This window comes from Roseovarius sp. BRH_c41, from assembly GCF_000961715.1.
Classification (GTDB): Bacteria; Pseudomonadota; Alphaproteobacteria; order Rhodobacterales; family Rhodobacteraceae; genus Roseovarius.
Genome location: NZ_LADY01000047.1, coordinates 123,270 through 141,878, shown reverse-complemented (window position 1 = coordinate 141,878; position 18,609 = coordinate 123,270). Strand labels below are relative to the sequence as shown.

Here is an 18,609-nt window from a genome sequence, read left to right as displayed (position 1 = left end):
CGCATGAACCACCTCAACAAGGACAATTCCATGTATGACGTCATCGGCTCACGTGCCAGCCGCGCCTTTCGCGTGCTCTGGCTCGCAGAGGAAATGGGTATCCAATACACTCACTTGGCCGTTGCATCCGGCTCTCCCGAGGCGCTCGCGGCGAATCCGTCGGGTAAGATCCCGGCGTTGCGCGATGGCGAGGCGGTGCTGACAGATTCCACCGCGATCATGACCTATCTTGCCGACAAGCACGGGCAATTCACCCATGCCCCCGGCACCGTTGCCCGCGCGCGTCAGGATGCGCTGACCCATCAGATTCTCGATGAGATCGACGGCACGCTCTGGACCGCCGCGCGCCACAGCTTTGTTCTGCCCGAAGAGCGCCGTGTGCCGGCGGTCAAGGACTCGCTCAAATGGGAATATGCCCGCAATATCGCGCGCCTCTCCGACGCGCTGGCCGGTCCTTTTCTGCAAGGCGAGACCATGACCATCGCCGACATCCTGCTGGCCCATTGCCTGATATGGGCGGGCAAGGCCGGGTTTTCGGATCCCGGTGAAAAACTCAACGCTTACCTTGGGATGATGTCCGGCCGTCCCGCGTGTCAGCGCGCCTCGGCCCTCTCCTGAGCATGGGCGGCGGCATGCCGTCCCGCCCAATGTCCCGTGGCAAGACAAGCGGTCAGCAGATAGCCGCCCGTCGTCGCCTCCCAATCGAGCATTTCCCCGGCGGCAAACACGCCGGGGCATGCCCGCAGCATCAGCCCGGGATCAAGCGCCTCGAACCGCAGACCGCCTGCGGTCGAGATCGCCTCATCCATCGGGCGCGGCCCCGCGAGGGGTACGGTCAAGCGCTTGAGAAGGCGGGGTAAATCCGCAGCACCCCGCCCAAATTCCATCACCAGCGCCAGTTTCACAGGATCCAGCCGAAAGGCCTTGCGCAGCCGGTTCTTGAGGCTGTCGCTGGCCTTGCTCTGGCTCAGGCGGTCCGTGACCTGCGTCACGCTGAGGTCGGGCAAAAGATCGAGCGTGAGCGGCGCGCCATCGCGCAGCGCCGCACTCACCTCATAGATGCCGCCGCCCTCTACCCCTTGGGAGGAAATCACGAACTCCCCGCGCGAGCGCAGGGCCCCGGCGTGCAATTCCACGCCCTTGACCGGCTGTCCGAACTGCGCCGCCATATGCGGCGACCAGTCGACCAGAAAGCCCATGTTGGCGGGGCGGAACGGTGCCAGCGCCGTGGGATCGAGATGCGCCGCCCATGCCCCGTCCGAGCCGAGCCGCGCCCAGCTTGCGCCGCCGCAGGCCAGCACCGTGACGGTGGGGTGTAGGCGTTGCACGCCCATCGGCGTGTCGAATACCGCGCCATTGTCCCAGCCGCGCCAGCGCCAACGGGTGCGAATCTCTACCCCAACCCCCGTCAATTCCACAAGGAAACTGCGCAGAAGCGGCGAGGCTTTCATCAGCTTCGGAAAGACCCGGCCGGTCGATCCGACAAAGACCTCCTGCCCCAGCGCGCGCGCCCAATCCTGTACCGCCTCCGGTCCGAACGCCGCGATCATCGGGCGCAGGGTGTCGGCGCGGGGGCCGTAGGCCGCCATGAACGCCACGAACTCTTCCGCCTTGGTCAGGTTCAACCCCGATTTGCCCGCCATCAGAAACTTGCGCCCGACCGAGGGTTTGGCCTCGGCCACTGTGACACGCAACCCGGCGCGCGCCATCTCCCGCGCCGCCATGAGACCCGCAGGCCCGGCCCCAATGACAAGAGCGTCGGTCATGCGACCGGGGCCAAGCTCAGGTTCGGGTCCAATGCCAACCCCCGGTGATGCACCACGCGCTGCGGATAGGGCATCTCAACGCCGCGGGCGCGCAGCACGCTCCAGATCGCAAAGAGCACGTCGGACTGATACTTGCCGGTCACGTCCTCGATCCCGTCGACCCAGTATTCCACCGAGAAATCAACGCCGCTTTCGCCAAAGGCCTTCAATTCGCATTCCGGCGCGAATTTCCCTTCGGCCAACACTGCATCCACCGCCGCGACTGCCGGTTCCACCATCGCCGGGATCAGGGTGATATCGGTGTCGTAGCTCACGGAAAATGCCGCCTCATAGCGGTGCCGCTTGCCTGCGTCAGAGTAGTTGACGACGCGGCTGGTGATGAAATCCTCGTTGGGCACCACGATCCAGCGCCCGTCCACCGTTTCCAGAATGGCGGCGCGGGCGGTCATCTTGACGATGGTCCCCTCGGATCCGTCATTGAGCACGACGTAATCGCCCACCGTCGTTTGCCCCTCCAAGAGCAGGATCACGCCCGAGACGAAATTGGCCGCGATCTGTTGCAGACCAAGACCGATGCCCACGCCAAGCGCACCGCCCAAGACGGCAATCGCCGTGAGGTCGATGCCCATGATCGACATGAGCAAGAGAAACGCCGCACCAAAGATCACGATTTGGCTGGCCTTCATCGCGAGTTCGCGGGTGGCGGGGCGCAATTCCTGCTGGCGCTTGATGAAATCCTCGGATTGGCTGTTGGACCACCGGCCCAGCCAGAACAAGAGCGCCGCCGAGACCGCGCCGCGCAAGAGCGCCAGCGCCGAAAAGCTGATATTGCCCAGATCGACCGAAATCGCGGCCAACCGCGCATTGGCCAACCCCAGCAGGTCAAAAAGATAGAGCAGCATGACCGGCATCAGCACATAGCGCCCCAACATCCGCAGGAACGGATCGGTCAGGATTTCGCGCACAAAGAGCCGGGCCGCCAGAACCAGAAACAGACGCTTGCCAAAGGCGATCACATCGCCCGACCCAAAGATCTGACGTGTGACGCCTTCGCCCATGCCAGTCAGGCCATAGGCCAGGAGCGGCATCAAGAGCGGCAGGAACATGAGGACAAAGCGCCGCGTCGAGGCAATCATAGTATCTTGACCCGCAGGCGGCGTCAGAAGGCGTGCAACTGCCGGACGCAAACGGCGCGTGATCATCACCGCCAAGAGCCAGGCCACCACCAGCACCCCGAATTGTGACCAGGCGGCGGGGCTCAGGAGCCAGCCCTTGGCCAGATCCCATCCCTGTATCGCGTACCCCAGAACCTGCCCGACAATCTCCGGCTGCCCGTCCATCACACACCCCTTGTTCTTTGACCCAACCGCGCCATCCTCTTGCCCGCAGGCGGCACAAGGATCAAGTCAAACTGTCGGAAACCGCTCTTTGCCCGCTCTGACAGCGCCCATTCCGCGCAGGGCGCGGGGCAACTGTCACCTTCAGGCCTTCATCACCGCCTCAAATGCAAAAGGCACCCCAGTTTGGGGTGCCTTCTCTGCCTTCGTCAGCGCCTTTTACTTGGCGTCCTCGATGGACAGCGCCACAAATCGCGGATCACCGGAACTGCGCACCAAGAGCAGCAGCGATTTGCGTCCCGCCTCCTTGGCCTCCGCGATCCGGTCGTCCAGATCGGCAATGCTCGCCACCTTTTGTTGACCGGCTTCAGTGATCACATCGCCCGCCCGCATGCCCTTTTCAAAGGCTTCCGACAACTCGTCGATATTCACCACGACCAGTCCGGTCGCGCTGCTGTCGAGCTCGAGCTGGCCGCGCAACTCTTCGTTCAGCGGGGTCACTGTCAGACCGAGTATGGTCTTTTCGGCCTGTGCCTCGGGTGTATCCTCACCGGGCTGCGCTACGGGTATGGCGCCTTCCGCTTCTTCGCGGCGGCCCAGCGTGATCTTGAGCGTGACAGTCTTGCCCTCGCGGAACACGACGACGCGCACGGTCTTGCCGACCTCGGTATTGCCGACCGTGCGCACAAGGCTGCGCGTATCGGTCACGTCCTGACCGTCGAACGACACGATGACGTCCCCTGCCAACATGCCGGACTCGGCGGCCGGACCTTCTGGAACATCCGTGACCAACGCGCCTGCGGCTTTTTCCAGCCCCATTGCCTCGGCCACATCCTCGGTCACGTCCTGAATGCGCACACCCAGCCAGCCGCGCCGGGTCTCGCCGAATTGCTGCAACTGATCGACCACGCGCTTGACCACGTTCGAGGCCATGGAAAAGCCGATCCCGATCGACCCGCCGGTCGGGCTCAGGATCGCTGTATTCACGCCCACAACCTGTCCGTCGAGATTGAACAGCGGCCCGCCAGAGTTGCCCCGGTTGATCGCCGCATCGGTCTGGATGTAATCGTCATAGGTGCCGCTCAGCGCGCGGTTCCGGGCCGAAACGATCCCCGCCGAAAGCGAGAATCCCTGACCCAGCGGGTTGCCCATGGCCAGAACCCAATCGCCAACGCGCGCCGTGTCGCTATCGCCAAAGCTGACGAATGGCAGCGGCTTGTCCGCCTTGACCTTGAGCAGCGCGATGTCGGTCTTGGGATCGGTGCCGATCACTTCGGCGGGCAGGGTTTCGCCGGAAAAGAACTCGATGATGATCTCGTCGGCGCTCTCGATGACGTGGTTGTTCGTCACCACAAAGCCATCCTCGGAAATCACGAAACCAGAGCCGAGTGCCGATGATCGTTGTGGCCGGTCGCCTTCGCCCAGACGGTCGCGAAACTGTTCAAAGAAATCCTCGAACGGAGATCCCTCAGGGACGATTGGCGCCGGGCCGGTGCCCCGCTCGACCACGGTCGAGGTCGTGATATTGACCACCGCCGGGCTGATCTTGTCGGCCAGATCGGCAAAGCTGTCGGGCCGCGCCTGCGCGGCCAGTGCCTGCGCCAGCAACAGACCCACCATCAGCGCCATGGCCCAGAGCGCGCGCAGGCTGAGCGCGCTGGATCGTGTTTCGGAAATCGTTTGGGTGTTCACACCAATGTCTCCTTTGGTTCGTGCAACTGGCGGCACGCGCGTGCCACTCTTGCTGTTGAATGTAGGTCTCCGGCACTGGATCGCCAAGGTTGCAATAGCAGGTCACGGTCATGTGACCTCTTTGCCCCGCCGAAATCAAGCGCCAAGCGTCTTGGCGGCCCAGACAAGGATCAATCCCAGCACCAGCGCAATCGCGCCCATCAACCGCCGCGCCTCAGCCGGTAGCGCGCTCAGCGCCACCAGCATCTGTTCGATGAGTGAGGGGGCCAGCGCATAGACCAGCCCCTCCACAATCAGCACAAGTCCCAGCGCAAGAAGCGCGGTTTCGATCATTCCGGCGCAGTCCCTGACCGCAGATAGTCAAAGAATTCGCTGTCTGGTGTCATAACCATCGACGAATTGCCCCCGGTCAGCGCCTTCTCATAGGCTTCGAGCGAGCGATAGAAGGCGTAGAACTCGGGGTCCTGACCATAGGCCTCGGCATAGATTGCGCTGCGTTCCGCATCTGCCTCGCCTCGGATCACCTGCGCTTCGCGCTCCGCATCCGACAACGTTTCGGTCACGGTTCGATCCGCCAGGGCGCGCACCCGCTGCGCCGCCTCGTTACCACGGGCGATCTCATCGGCGGCTTCGCGCTCGCGCTCGGCCCGCATCCGGGCAAAGGTCGCCTCCAGGTTCTGCTCGGGCAGGTTGGTCTGCTTGAGACGCACGTCCACCACGTCAAGACCCAGCCCCTCGGCGCTGCGCTGCGCCTGCCGTTGAATGCGGCGCATCAACTCGCGGCGATCCTCAGACAGGATGGTGTCCGACGTCACCTGATCAGCACCCAGAACTTCACGGATCTGCGCGTTCAGGATCGACGACAGCCGGTCCTCGGCGACGCGGATACCGCCCACGCCGACCGCCTGCCGGAACTGCACCACATCGCGGATGCGGTAGCGGGCAAAGGCATCGACCACCAGCCGGCGGTCATCCGACGGCGTCACCTCGATCGTGTCGGTATCGAGCGACAGAATCCGGTCGTCATAGCGCACGACCTCCTGAATGAACGGGATCTTGAACGACAGGCCCGGCTCTTCCTTCACGGATTTGATCTGACCGAATTGCAGCACCAATGCCTTTTCGCGCTCATCCACCACAAAGACCGAGGACAGACCCAAAAAGCCCAGGATGACAACAACGGGGATTAGAAATTTTGTAGTGCCCATGATCTCAGTTCCCCTCGCTGGTGGTATTGCGGCGCAGCTCGTTCAGCGGCAGATAGGGCACGACGCCATTGCCGCCGCCTTCGGTCCCCACGATCGAACTGTCGAGGATGGTCTTGTCGATATCGCCCAAGACCCGCTCCATCGTCTCGAGATAGAGACGCTTGCGCGTGACGTCCTGCGCTTTGGAATATTCCGTCAGAACCGACGTGAACCGGCTCGCGTCACCCTGCGATTCGTTGACCACGCGGGCGCGGTAGCCCTCTGAATCCTCAAGAATTTGTGCGGCCTGACCGCGCGCTTCGGCGAGCGCCCGGTTGGCATAGGCATCCGCCTGCCGTTGCAGCCTGTCGCGCTCCTGCTCGGCGGCCTGCACCTCGCGGAAGCTGTCGATCACCTCGTTCGGCGGATCCGCCTTGTCGAGGTTGACCCGAACGATCCGGATACCGCTGTCATATTCATCCAAGGATTCCTGAATGTTCTGCATCGCCGTATCCGCGATGATCCCACGATCCCGGTTGAGGATCGGCGCAAGGTTCGACGCGGCGATGATCTCGCGCATCACCGATTCCGACACGGCCTGCACCGTCAGTTGCGGATCGCGGATATTGAACAACAGCTTGCCGGGATCAGAGATATTCCACACCACCTGAAACCCGATATCGACGATATTGGCATCCGTCGTCAGCATCAGACCCTCTTCGCGCGCGCCGGTGCTGCGGCCAACGTCTTCGGTCCGTTCCGACGTCACATTGACAATCTCTGCCGTGACCAGCGGCCAAGGGGCAAAGTTCAGACCCGGATTGCCGGTCTTGTAATATTCACCCAGAAACAATTCGACCGATTGCTCCTCCGGCTTGACCGTGTAAACGCTGGCAAAGACCCAGAGCGCCACAGCCCCCAACACAGCCAGACCAACCGTGCCCTTGCCGAATTGTGGCCCGTCGCCGCCGCCGGTGCCGTTGCCCCGGTTGCCGCCGCCACGCCCGCCCATCAGAACGCGGAGCTGATCCTGACCCTTGCGCACCAATGCGTCGATTTCAGGCAGTTGCGGTCCTCCCTCGGGGGGGCGTTTTCCACCCCCTGTGTTGCGGTCGCGGTCATCGCCGCCACCGCCCGAATTTCCGCCGCCGCCCCACGGGCCGCCAGAGTTTCCAGCCATACGTATGTCTTCCCTTGTTGTCCTGCCGCTCCCGGCTTGGTTCATTACCTGTGCAGCACAGGTGAAAAATCAAGCGGTGCGCACAGGCGTTTTCATCGTCACCAGTTCTTCCGACATGGTCGGATGCACCGCCACGGTGCGGTCAAAATCCTCTTTTGTTGCCCCCATCTTGACGGCAATGCCGGCAAGCTGGATCAATTCCCCCGCACCGGGTGCTACGATATGACACCCCAGCACTTTGCGGGTGGCCTGACTGACGATCAGTTTCATCAGCACCCGGTCGGGCCGTCCGGCAAAGGCGGTCTGCATGGGCCGGAACGAGGTTGCATAAACCTCAATCGCCTCTTGGTCGCGCGCCTCTTCCTCGCTCAGCCCCACCGTGCCCATCTCGGGCTGGGTGAAAACCGCCGTGGGGATGAGATGGTGATCGACCGGGGTCGGGTTGCCCTTGAACACCGTCTCGACAAAGGCCATGCCCTCGCGGATTGCCACCGGCGTCAGGTTGACCCGGTCGGTCACATCGCCAATCGCATAGACCGACGGCACGCCGGTCTGGCTATAGCTATCGACCAGGATCTCACCCTTGCGCCCGACCGCGACGCCCGTGGCATCGAGCCCCAGATTTTCCGTGTTGGGCGCGCGCCCGGTGGCAAACATCACCTGCTCGAACACGGCCTCGCTGCCGTTGGTGCCGGTCACGCGATAGCCGCCCTCGACCACGCCCATCGCCTCGATATTGGTGCCCAGATGCAATTTGATCCCAGAGGCGATCATCTCCTCCGACACGAGGCCGCGCGCCTCGTCGTCAAAACCGCGCAGGACTTGTGCGCCGCGATAGAACTGCGTGACCTGCACCCCCAACCCGTTGAGGATACAGGCAAACTCACAGGCGATATAGCCGCCGCCAATGATCAATATCGACCTTGGCAGCTTCTCCAGATGGAAAATCTCATTGCTGGTGATCGCATGCTCTGCCCCCGGCAGATCGGGTTTCACGGGCCGCCCGCCCGTGGCAATGAGGATATGCTTGGCGCTCAGCCGCGTGCCATCGGCCAATTCCACCGTATGCGGATCAACCAGCGCGGCGCGGCAGTCATAGGTCTCGACTCCGTTCGTCTCGAGAACGCCGCGATAGACCCCTTCCAGCCGGTCCAACTCGGCATGCAGCTTGTCCCGGAACGTGGGCCAGTCGAACCCGCCCGCATGCACCGTCCAGCCATAGGCCTGCGCATCGGCCATCGCGCCGCGATATTCCGAGGCAAACACCATCAGCTTTTTCGGCACACAGCCGCGAATGACACAGGTGCCGCCGTAACGGTCCTCTTCGGCCAAGGCCACGCGCGCGCCGCTCTGTGCTGCGACCCGCGCCGCGCGCACCCCGCCAGAACCGCCGCCAATTACGAAAAGATCATAGTCAAACGCCATGCTGCTCCCTCAGTCCGTCAGATCACGAAAGAGATTGTCGGTCTCGACGAAATCGAGCCGATCTTCCTCGACCGTGCCCTCGTTGATGTCGCGTGTCTCGACCCGCCCATCGCCATAGCCCAGAATGACCACATCACAAATATCAAGGAACAGCCCGTTCTCCACTACCCCCGGCATCTGGTTGAGCGCCATCGACAGTTGATGCGCAGCACCAATCCGGCCCAGATGCAAATCGAGGATATAATTGCCCTCATCGGTGATAAACGGCCGCGCGCCATTCATCCGCAGCGAGGTGTTGCGCCCCAGCACATCCATATTGATCAGCAATTCCTCGACCAGCGATTTTGTGGTCTGCCAGCCAAACGGGATCACCTCAACCGGAAGGGGAAACGCGCCCAGCGTCTCCACTTCCTTGCCGACATCGGCAATCACGATCATCTGATCCGAGGCTGTCGCTACGATCTTTTCCTGCAAGAGCGCACCGCCGCCACCTTTGATCAGGTTGAGATTGCTGTCGAACTCGTCCGCCCCGTCAATCGTGAGATCCAGCCACTTGGCCTCATCCAGACTGATCACCTCAATGCCGACTTCCCGCGCCAATTCCGCTGTGCGCGTCGATGTCGGTACGCCGCGAATGCGCAACCCGCCCTCGCGCACCATCTCGCCCAAACAGCGCACCATCCAGGCGGCGGTCGATCCGGTGCCAAGACCCACGCGCATCCCGTCTTCGACGAAATCCACCGACCGCTTGGCGGCGACAAACTTGGCCTTGTCGATCGGCGACAATTCTCCGGTCATGGCAGCGACTCCCAGCATGTTTCGCAGGGGTTATATGAGAGATGCGGCGCAGGTGCGAGACCGAATTCGCCCCGGTTGTCCGCCCCGCGCCCGTTAACCATTCCTAAACCCCTGCCGCGCTAGGCATTAATACGGCATCAACCATAGGGGACCGCATGGTCGCGCGCGCCTATACCGTGGCTTTTGAGGGGGTCGAGGCGCGGCCAGTCGAGGTGCAATGTGCCATCACCGCAGGCGTGCCAGCCTTCTCGCTCGTCGGCCTGCCCGATAAGGCGGTGTCCGAGGCCCGCGACCGGGTGCGCGCGGCGCTCTCGGCCATGGCCATCGCCCTGCCGTCCAAACGCATCACCATCAATCTCTCGCCCGCCGATATGCCCAAAGAGGGCAGCCATTTCGATCTGCCCATCGCGCTCGCCCTCTTGGCCGCCCTCGAAATCATCCCGCATGACGCGGCAGAGGGCACCACGGCCCTCGGAGAACTGTCGCTCGACGGTACACTCATCGCAGTGATCGGCGCGCTCCCCGCCGCCATGGCCGCCGCCGAGGAAAACCGCATCCTGCTTTGCCCCAAATCCTGCGGCCCCGAGGCGGCATGGGTCGGCGCGGTGCAGGTGATCGCCGCCGCCTCGCTCACCGATGTCGTGCGCCACTACACCGGACAGGCGCTCATTGCTGCCGCGAACCCCGGCGAGGTGATCGCCGCTCCCGCCACCCGCGACCTGCGCGACGTCAAGGGGCAGGAGCGCGCCAAACGCGCGCTCGAGATCGCCGCCGCCGGGCGCCACCACCTGATGATGATCGGCACGCCCGGCTCCGGCAAATCCATGCTCGCGGCGCGCCTGCCCGGCATCCTGCCGCCGCTCTCCGCGCCCGAGGCGCTCGAAACCTCGATGATCCATTCCCTCGCCGGGCTGCTGACCGAGGGCGGCATCAACCGTGCGCGCCCCTTTCGCGAGCCGCATCACACCGCCTCGATGGCCGCCATCGTCGGTGGAGGGCGCAGTGCCAAGCCCGGCGAAATCAGCCTCGCGCATAACGGCGTGCTCTTCATGGATGAATTCCCCGAATTCCCCCGCACCGTGCTCGAAACCCTGCGCCAGCCGATCGAGACCGGCGAGGTCATGGTTGCCCGCGCCAATGCGCATGTGAAATATCCCTGCCGTTTCATGCTTGTAGCCGCCGCCAACCCCTGCAAATGCGGCTATCTCTCGGACCCGAATCGCGCCTGCGCGCGCGCGCCCAACTGCGGCGAGGATTACATCGGCCGCATCTCCGGCCCCCTGATGGACCGCTTCGATCTGCGCGTCGAGGTGCCCCCCGTCGCCTTCTCCGATCTCGATCTGCCCGCCTCCGGCGATGCCTCGAGCACGGTCGCAGGCCGGGTCGCGGGGGCGCGGGCGGTGCAGGCGGCGCGCTTTGCCGGCCATGCCCATATGCGCCTCAACGCCGATGCCGAAGGGGCGGTGCTCGACGACATCGCCACCCCCGATCCCGACGGTCGCGCGCTCATCACCCGCGTCGCCACCCGCTTTGGCCTCACCGCGCGTGGCTATCACCGCGTCCTTCGCGTCGCGCGCACCATCGCCGATCTCGACGGCTCTGTGGATGTCCGCCTGCCGCATGTCGCCGAGGCGGTCAGTTTTCGCGTGGCCGGTCTCAAAGAGACCTGATCCACCCCGCCAGATCGCGCAGGCTCGCCCCCGCTTCGGGCAGGACATTGTGAAAGAGGGGCCAGACATGCGGATGATCGGGCTTGACCGAGAGCACGCCTTGCACGCCCTGCACCTCCAGCGCGGCCTGCATCCGCAGGGCATCATCGCGCAGGATTTCCGTATCGCCCACCGTCATCCACACCGGCGGTGCGCCGGTAAAACGGCCAAAGAGCGGCGAGGCGCGCGGATCGCGCGGGTCATCTGTGCCCAGAAACATCTCCAGCATCTCGCCGATTCGACCTGCGGAGAGCACACAATCGCGCGTGTCATTCTCGATCACCGAGGCCCCGGAATAGGTCATATCCGTGAGCGGCGAAAAGGCAAAGACGCCCAAGGGCGGGGCGAGATCTTGCGCCAGAATCTCATGCAACAACGCCAGCGCCAGCCCGCCGCCTGCACTGTCCCCGCCGATGATCACATCCTGCGCGGCCCGGAGCGCGCGGTACGCGGCCAGCGCATCCTCGATCTGCGCCGGAAAGCGATGCTCGGGCGCCAAGCGATAATCAGGCAGGCAAGCGGGCAGGCCTGTCAACGCCGACAGCTTGGCCAGCATCGCCCGATGGGTGGTCGAGGTGCCAAAGACATAGGCCCCGCCATGGAAGTAGAGGAGCACGGGCGCAGGCCGCGCACCACGGGCCCGCGCCCATTGCACCGGCACCCCGCCCAGCATGTCGCGCTGAAACATAGTGCCGAAGGGGGCATGGAAATAGAGCCGCGACTTGAACGCAAAGGACCGCCGGAGACGGTCTTTGTCATGGCGTGCCAGCGCCGGTTTCTCGAACCAGCGCAGATGGCGGTTCAAAAGGGCCAGCTGCCAACTCATGTCCGCCGCGCCTCGATCGCCTCCCACACCTTGGCCGCGATGTTCACCCCGTCGAACCGCTCCAGCTCTTGAATGCCTGTGGGCGAGGTCACGTTGATCTCGGTCAGGTAATGACCAATCACGTCAATCCCCACGAAAACCTGTCCCTTTTCGCGCAAGAGCGGACCAATCGCGGCGCAGATTTCCAGATCCCGCTCGGTGAGTGCAACCTTCTCGGCGCGCCCGCCCACATGCATGTTGGACCGTGTCTCGCCTTGGGCGGGCACGCGGTTGATCGCGCCGACGGCTTCTCCATCCACCAGAATCACCCGCTTGTCGCCCTTGCTCACGGCAGGCAGGTATTTCTGGACAATAAGAGGCTCGCGGCTGAACCCGGTGAACATCTCATGCAGGCTGGCGAGATTGCGGTCGCTCTCGGGCAGGTGGAACACGCCCGCGCCACCATTGCCATAGAGCGGCTTGAGGATCACATCGCCATGCCGCGCCCGAAACGCCCGGATCGTGTCCAGATCGCGGGCAATCGCGGTGGGGGGCATCAGGTCTGGAAAATCGAGAATCAGCAGCTTCTCGGGATAGTTCCGCACCCAGAACGGATCATTGACCACCAATGTTCCGGGGCTCAGACGCTGCAATATATGCGTCGTGGTGATGTAGAACATGTCAAACGGCGGATCCTGCCGCAGCCAGACCACATCAAACTCTGCCAGATCGACCGTCTGTTCCTCGCCCAGCCGGAAATGGTCGCCCTGAACCCGCTGCACCGTCAGCGGCCACCCCCGTGCCGTGACCCGCCCCTCGTCATAGGCCAGCCGGTCGGGCGTGTAATAAAACAGCTCATGCCCCCGCGCCTGCGCCTCTTCCGCGAGGCGAAAGGTGCTGTCTCCGTTGATATTGATCGGCCCGATCGGGTCCATCTGAAAGGCGATTTTCATGTCCTGCCCCTTTTTTCGGTCTCCCGCTTACATGCGGCATGACGGGCGGGCACGCAATTCAGAAATGGCCAAAGGCATTCTCGAGTATGCGCACATCGCCCCTGCCATCCACGATCCCCAGATCAAAGCGGACAGGGGCCAATTGCCCCTCGGGTAAGAGGCCCAGATATTCCGACGCCGCCGCATAGATCCGCCGCATCTGCCCCTGATGCAATCGCTGCAATGCCAGATCAAAACTGGCCGCTTGCTTGACCTCGCAGAACACATAGGTATCGGGCGCACGCAGGATCATGTCGATCTCACCGCTTTGCCCGCGCCAGCGCTGATGCAAGAGGGATGCCCCCCGCCGCTCATAGGCGCGCAAAACGCTCGCTTCCGCCGCCTGACCCGAGAGATAGGCCCGCCGCCCCCGGTCCTGACGGCGCAAGACATCTGGGGCCAGCACAATCGCCGCCACGCCAACCGCCTCAAAGTCAAATGCCAGTTGTCGCATCTCTTACTCCGTCTCTTCTTGCCTGCCCTTTGCCAAAAGCAAGGCGCGTTGATAGACCTCACGCCGCGGCGTGCCCGTCTCTGTCGCCACCAGATCCGCCGCATCGCGCACAGAATGCCCTTGCAGCGCCTCCAGCACCATCTGGTCTAAATCAACTTCCCTAATTTTCTCCAAACTTCCGCGATCAATAATCACGACAATTTCGCCCTTTGGCGGCGCATCGGCCCAGATCTGCGCCAATTCCTCCAGCGTTCCGCGCCGGACCTCCTCGAATTTCTTGGTCAGCTCGCGGCAGACTGCGGCGGATCGTGTCCCGCCCAGCACCTCGGCGGCATCGCGCAGCATGCCCGCCACCCGCTTGGGTGATTCGTAAAAGGCCAGGGTTGCGGGCACCCCGGCCAACTCCTTCAGCACCGCCTTGCGCTTCGAAGCGGTGTTGGGCAGGAACCCGGCAAAGAGAAACCGATCGGTCGGCAATCCGGCGAGCGTCAACGCCGTGATCACCGCCGAGGGTCCGGGGGCCGAGATGAGGGTATAGCCCTCCGCCACCGCCGCGCGTCCCAGATCAAACCCCGGGTCCGCGACCATCGGCGTCCCGGCCTCAGAGGCGTAAACCACCGATTGCCCCGCGTCCAGCGCCTCAAGGATCTTGGGCCGCATGCGCCCGCCATTGTGGTCATGATAGGCCCACATCGGGCGATCCCGGAGCGGGACGCCATGAATTTCCATCAGCCGGCGCAGGCTCCGCGTGTCTTCGGCCACCAACACATCCGCCGAGGCGAGAATGTCGAGCGCGCGCAGCGTGATGTCGCGCGCCGCCCCGATCGGGGTCGCGATAAGGTAAAGACCACCGGCCAGTTTCTGCTCTATGGGATTCACCACTGGACCCGCTCCGTATGACCGTTATGATTGCCCGCAATCGCGTCTGGCCACAGGCAAACCGCAAAAAAGGGAGTGAGACCTGACCATGTTCGCCGTTTTACAAACGATCCGCAAGCCGTTCACCCGCCCTCTCCTGGTTCTGGCCGCTCTCGTGCTGGCGGCTTGCCAACCGATTTCGGTCGCCACACCCGGCGGCGGCGGCACCGTACCCTCCGGCTCTGTGCCCGTGGCGCTCCTCGTGCCACATGGCAGCGGTGACGCCCAAGAGGCGCAGTTGGCGCGCGATCTGGAAAACGCGGCGCGGCTCGCCGTCTCGGACCTCGCAGGCGTTCAGATCGACCTGCGCGTCTATGGCACGGCCGGTCAGGCTGGACAGGCGCAGCAGGCCGCCCTCAACGCCGCCGCAGATGGCGCGCGCATCATCATCGGGCCGCTGCATGCCGAATCGGCCAATGCCGTGGCGGTCGCCATGGCCCCGCGCAACATCAACGTGCTGGCCTTTTCCAACAACCCAACCATCGCGGGCGGCAATCTCTTCATCCTCGGTCAGACCTTCCAGAACACCGCCAACCGGCTCGCGAATTTCGCCACCCGTCAGGGGAAATCCCGCATCATGGCCGTCTATTCGGACAATCTCGCAGGGCAACTTGGCCGCGCCGCCATCGAACAGGCGGTGCGCGACAACGGGGCGACGTTGGCGGGCAGCGTCGGCTATGAGTTTTCCCAAACCGGCGTGATCGACGCCATCCCCAAGATCAAGACCGCCGCCGAAACCAATTCCGCCGACGCCATTTTCCTCACCGCCAACTCTGCCGGTGCCCTGCCGCTCTTTACCCAGATGCTGCCGGAGAACGGGCTTGGTCCCGACCGGGTGCAGTATATCGGCCTGTCGCGCTGGGATACCCCGCCGCAGACGCTCGATCTGCCGGGCGTGCAGGGCGGCTGGTTCGCCCTGCCGGACCCGGCCCGCGCCAACCAGTTCACCGGACGCTTCAGCGCCGCTTATGGCAACACGCCGCATCCCATCGCCAGCCTCGCCTATGACGGCATCGCCGCCGTGGGGGCGTTGGTGAAATCCGGCAGCCGCGAGGCGCTGGGTCGCAATGCGCTGACCCAATCGGCCGGGTTTCAGGGTGTCAGTGGCGTCTTTCGCCTGCGTCCCGATGGCAGCAATGAACGCGGCCTTGCCGTCGCCACCATCAGCGACAAGCGTGTGTCCATCCTGTCACCTGCCCCCCAGAGCTTTGGCGGGGCCGGATTTTGAACCACGCCTTTCTCTCGGCCTCTGAAACGGGTGCGAAACGCATAGCATGAGGCAGGCCATATCAGCGCGGGACGATCTGATCTGTCCGGCCGAGACGATTTTTGACATCCCCGCCGTCGCGGCGGAGATTGACCGCGCGGTGGCTGAGGCGGGCGGCGACATGGTCGCGCTGCGCCGTGCCGTCGTCACCTGCCTTGCGGCGCAAATCAAACAGGGCCGCGACGCCATTGCCACAGGGCTTGCGGCGCAGCCCTTCGAGGCCCGCCCGACGACCCGCGCCTATTGCTGGCTCACCGATTGCGTGATCCTGACCACGCTCGATATTGCCACCCGCATCATGCACCCGCTGCCCAACCCGACCGAGGCCGAGCGTATCGCCGTCTTTGCCGTGGGCGGCTATGGGCGCGGTGAAATGGCACCACATTCCGATGTCGATCTGCTCTTTCTCACGCCCTACAAGATCACCCCTTGGGCCGAGAGTGTCATCGAATCGATGCTCTACATGCTCTGGGATTTGCGCCTCAAGGTGGGCCATGCCAGCCGCACCATCCGCGACTGCCTGCGCTTGGGCGGGGATGATTACACCATCCGCACGGCGCTCTTGGAAAACCGCTTTCTGGCGGGCGAGGCGCCGCTGGCCGAGAAACTCAACCAACGCCTCTGGGACGATCTCTTCAAGGGCACCGAGCGCGCCTTTACCGAGGCCAAGCTGGAAGAACGCGACGCCCGCCATGAAAAGCAGGGCGAGCGCTATATGGTCGAGCCCAATGTCAAAGAGGGCAAGGGCGGATTGCGCGACCTGCAATCGATGTTCTGGATCGCCAAATACCTGCACCGCGTCCGCGACGTCAGTGACCTTGTGGCGCTGGGCATGTTCACTCCCGAGGAATTCTCGACCTTCGCCAAGGCCGAGAATTTCCTCTGGGCGGTGCGCTGCCATCTGCACCTGATCATCGGGCGGCCCAATGACCAGTTGACCTTTGACATGCAGGTCGAGGTGGCACAGCGCATGGGCTATGTCGACACCGCCGCCCGGCGCGGGGTTGAAATCTTCATGCAGGAGTATTTCCGCCATGCCACCTCGGTGGGCGACCTGACGCGCATCTTCCTGACCAAACTTGAGGCGACACAAGTCAAATCCCAACCGCTGTTGCAACGGCTTCTGCGCCGCCGCAAGACGCTGAAACAAGGCTATGTTGAGGTGCATGGGCGTCTTGGCATAGCTGATCCCAAAACCTTTCTAGCGGACCCGCTCAATCTTTTGCGGCTGTTTGAAGAGGGGCTGCGCACCGGCCTTTTGATCCACCCTGACGCGATGCTCTTGGTCTCCGCCAATATCCGGCTGATCGACGAGCGCATGCGCAACGACCCCGCCGCGCAAAAACTGTTTCTCGACCTGCTGCTGAAACACGGCAACCCCGAACGCGCCCTCAGACGCATGAACGAACTGGGCGTGCTCTCTGCCTTTATCCCGGAATTCGAACCCATCGTGGCGATGATGCAATTCAACATGTATCACCACTACACGGTGGATGAACACATCATCCAATGTATCTCGCATCTGGCTCAAATCGAACGCCGCGAGTTGATCGAGGAACTCCCGGTGTCTTCCTCCATCCTCAAGGAGGGGATCAACCGCCGCGTGCTTTACGTGGCGCTCCTCCTGCATGATATCGGCAAAGGGCGCGAAGAGGACCACGCCATCTTGGGCGCCCGCATCGCCCGCCGCGTCGGGCCCCGTCTGGGATTGAAGCCGCGCGAGGTGGACACCGTTGAATGGCTGGTGCGCTATCACCTCCTGATGTCCGACATGGCCCAGAAACGCGACATCGCCGATCCGCGCACCGTGCGCGATTTTGCCAAGGCAGTGCAGACCCGCGAGCGGCTTGACCTGCTGCTCTTGCTCACCGTCTGTGACATTCGCGGCGTCGGCCCCGGCACTTGGAACAATTGGAAGGCCTCGCTCCTGCGCGCCCTCTACCGTCAGACCCGCCGCGCCATGGAAGGCGGGCTTGAGGATCTCAACCGCGAACAGCGCGGCTCGGACGCCAAGCGCAATCTGCGCGAGGCGCTGCCCGGTTGGGACGCCAAGGATCTCAAACACGAGACCTCGCGCCACTATCCGCCCTATTGGCAGGGGCTGCATGTCACCGCGCATGTGGTCTTTGCCCGCCTCCTGCACAACCTGACCGAGGACGAGATTGCCATTGATCTGGCAATTGACGAGGACCGAGACGCCACCCGCGCCTGTTTCGCGCTGGCCGATCATCCGGGCATCTTCTCACGGCTGGCCGGGGCCCTGGCCCTCGTTGGGGCCAATGTGGTGGACGCGCGCACCTATACGTCCAAGGATGGCTTTGCGACGGCCGTGTTCTGGATACAGGATGCCGATGGCCACCCGTTCGAATCCGACCGCCTGCCGCGCCTGCGCAACATGATCCAAAAGACATTGAAGGGCGAGGTGGTCCCCCGCGAGGCCATCAAATCCCGCGACAAGCTCAAGAAGCGCGAGCGCGCCTTTCGCGTGCCCACCCATATCACCTTCGATAATGACGGGTCCGAAATCTACACCATCATCGAGGTCGACACACGCGACCGTCCCGGCCTGCTCTATGACCTCACCCGCACGCTCGCGGCCAACAACGTCTATATCGCCTCCGCCGTGATCGCGACCTTTGGCGAGCAGGTGGTCGATACCTTCTATGTCAAGGATATGTTCGGGCTGAAATTCCACTCCGAGAGCAAACGCGCCGCCCTGGAACGCAAACTCCGCGCGGCCATCGCCGAAGGCGTGGAGCGCGCCACCACCTGACCGGGGCGGGGACGGGGGCAGGGACGGGGGCAACGAAAGGGCAAATGTCATGCCGCGCCCAAAAACGCGCGGCGTTTGCCGCGCGGGGACTCGCCTCTTGCGCCACGCAAGTCCTTCGGCCTGATACGGCCCGACGCCGACGTACGTTTTCACCGCACAACCGTACGGCGCGGTTATGCGCCTTGTAGCTCGCGTTAAGCGGTGCTTGCGCCTGAACGAGGCGACAATCCCTAAAAACCTGCTCTGATCGGTGAATTTGATCATAAATTACTTGATCAAAATGACGTTTACACGCAAACGTGACGC

Annotated in this window: 16 protein-coding genes; 4 read left to right on the top strand and 12 right to left on the bottom strand. The window is 63.5% G+C overall.

The features are described 5' to 3' along the window. The first annotated feature begins 30 nt into the window (after positions 1-30). Positions 31-618: a glutathione S-transferase family protein gene (locus tag VR71_RS13980; RefSeq protein ID WP_045684997.1), complete on the top strand. Its 588-nt coding sequence runs from the start codon at positions 31-33 to the stop codon at positions 616-618. Here the strand turns inward: VR71_RS13980 and VR71_RS13975 are convergent. The 8 genes from VR71_RS13975 to rpiA all read right to left on the bottom strand — a co-directional run bounded on the left by VR71_RS13975 (position 594) and on the right by rpiA (position 9,385). Further along, positions 594-1,766 (bottom strand): TIGR03862 family flavoprotein, encoded by a 1,173-nt coding sequence (locus VR71_RS13975; RefSeq protein WP_045684910.1) that lies wholly within the window; start codon positions 1,764-1,766, stop codon positions 594-596. The genes VR71_RS13980 and VR71_RS13975 overlap by 25 nt on opposite strands. After that, positions 1,763-3,106: a mechanosensitive ion channel domain-containing protein gene (locus VR71_RS13970; RefSeq protein ID WP_045684906.1), complete on the bottom strand. Its 1,344-nt coding sequence runs from the start codon at positions 3,104-3,106 to the stop codon at positions 1,763-1,765. Before VR71_RS13970 ends, VR71_RS13975 begins: the two co-directional genes overlap by 4 nt. Before the next feature lie 216 nt (positions 3,107-3,322). Continuing rightward, positions 3,323-4,732 carry a Do family serine endopeptidase gene (locus VR71_RS13965; RefSeq protein ID WP_296430433.1) on the bottom strand — a complete coding sequence of 470 codons (1,410 nt, stop codon included), beginning with the start codon at positions 4,730-4,732 and terminating at the stop codon, positions 3,323-3,325. 198 nt (positions 4,733-4,930) lie between these two features. Continuing rightward, positions 4,931-5,128 carry a DUF2065 domain-containing protein gene (locus VR71_RS13960; RefSeq protein ID WP_045684900.1) on the bottom strand — a complete coding sequence of 66 codons (198 nt, stop codon included), beginning with the start codon at positions 5,126-5,128 and terminating at the stop codon, positions 4,931-4,933. Then, positions 5,125-6,003 (bottom strand): protease modulator HflC, encoded by an 879-nt coding sequence (gene hflC, locus VR71_RS13955; RefSeq protein WP_045684896.1) that lies wholly within the window; start codon positions 6,001-6,003, stop codon positions 5,125-5,127. Before hflC ends, VR71_RS13960 begins: the two co-directional genes overlap by 4 nt. A 4-nt stretch (positions 6,004-6,007) precedes the next feature. Beyond that, positions 6,008-7,162 carry an FtsH protease activity modulator HflK gene (gene hflK, locus VR71_RS13950; RefSeq protein WP_045684894.1) on the bottom strand — a complete coding sequence of 385 codons (1,155 nt, stop codon included), beginning with the start codon at positions 7,160-7,162 and terminating at the stop codon, positions 6,008-6,010. A gap of 69 nt (positions 7,163-7,231) precedes the next feature. After that, positions 7,232-8,587 carry a glutathione-disulfide reductase gene (gene gor, locus VR71_RS13945; RefSeq protein WP_045684891.1) on the bottom strand — a complete coding sequence of 452 codons (1,356 nt, stop codon included), beginning with the start codon at positions 8,585-8,587 and terminating at the stop codon, positions 7,232-7,234. A 9-nt stretch (positions 8,588-8,596) separates the two neighbouring features. After that, complete coding sequence (gene rpiA, locus VR71_RS13940; protein WP_040650512.1) at positions 8,597-9,385, bottom strand: ribose-5-phosphate isomerase RpiA; 789 nt, start codon at positions 9,383-9,385, stop codon at positions 8,597-8,599. A gap of 155 nt (positions 9,386-9,540) precedes the next feature. Here rpiA and VR71_RS13935 point away from each other — a divergent pair, with 155 nt between their 5' ends. Next, positions 9,541-11,055 carry a YifB family Mg chelatase-like AAA ATPase gene (locus VR71_RS13935; protein ID WP_045684887.1) on the top strand — a complete coding sequence of 505 codons (1,515 nt, stop codon included), beginning with the start codon at positions 9,541-9,543 and terminating at the stop codon, positions 11,053-11,055. Here the strand turns inward: VR71_RS13935 and VR71_RS13930 are convergent. The 4 genes from VR71_RS13930 to rsmI are packed head-to-tail and all read right to left on the bottom strand — an operon-like array spanning position 11,042 to position 14,224. Further along, positions 11,042-11,920, bottom strand: a complete 879-nt coding sequence (locus tag VR71_RS13930; RefSeq protein WP_045684885.1) for an alpha/beta hydrolase fold domain-containing protein — start codon at positions 11,918-11,920, stop codon at positions 11,042-11,044. The two genes, VR71_RS13935 and VR71_RS13930, sit on opposite strands and share 14 nt — an antisense overlap. Then, on the bottom strand, positions 11,917-12,852 hold the full coding sequence (gene gshB, locus VR71_RS13925; RefSeq protein ID WP_045684882.1) for a glutathione synthase: 936 nt from the start codon (positions 12,850-12,852) through the stop codon (positions 11,917-11,919). Before gshB ends, VR71_RS13930 begins: the two co-directional genes overlap by 4 nt. Before the next feature lie 58 nt (positions 12,853-12,910). Further along, on the bottom strand, positions 12,911-13,345 hold the full coding sequence (locus VR71_RS13920; protein WP_045684880.1) for a YraN family protein: 435 nt from the start codon (positions 13,343-13,345) through the stop codon (positions 12,911-12,913). Between the two features lie 3 nt (positions 13,346-13,348). Beyond that, positions 13,349-14,224 carry a 16S rRNA (cytidine(1402)-2'-O)-methyltransferase gene (rsmI, locus tag VR71_RS13915; protein WP_040651312.1) on the bottom strand — a complete coding sequence of 292 codons (876 nt, stop codon included), beginning with the start codon at positions 14,222-14,224 and terminating at the stop codon, positions 13,349-13,351. 88 nt (positions 14,225-14,312) lie between these two features. On the opposite strand from rsmI, the gene VR71_RS13910 reads away from it, so the two are divergent. Both VR71_RS13910 and VR71_RS13905 read left to right on the top strand, forming a co-directional pair. Further along, positions 14,313-15,491 carry a penicillin-binding protein activator gene (locus tag VR71_RS13910; RefSeq protein WP_045684878.1) on the top strand — a complete coding sequence of 393 codons (1,179 nt, stop codon included), beginning with the start codon at positions 14,313-14,315 and terminating at the stop codon, positions 15,489-15,491. A gap of 46 nt (positions 15,492-15,537) precedes the next feature. Beyond that, entirely contained in the window at positions 15,538-18,303 is a 2,766-nt protein-coding gene (locus tag VR71_RS13905; protein ID WP_045684875.1) for a [protein-PII] uridylyltransferase, read from the top strand. Positions 18,304-18,609: the final 306 nt, after the last annotated feature.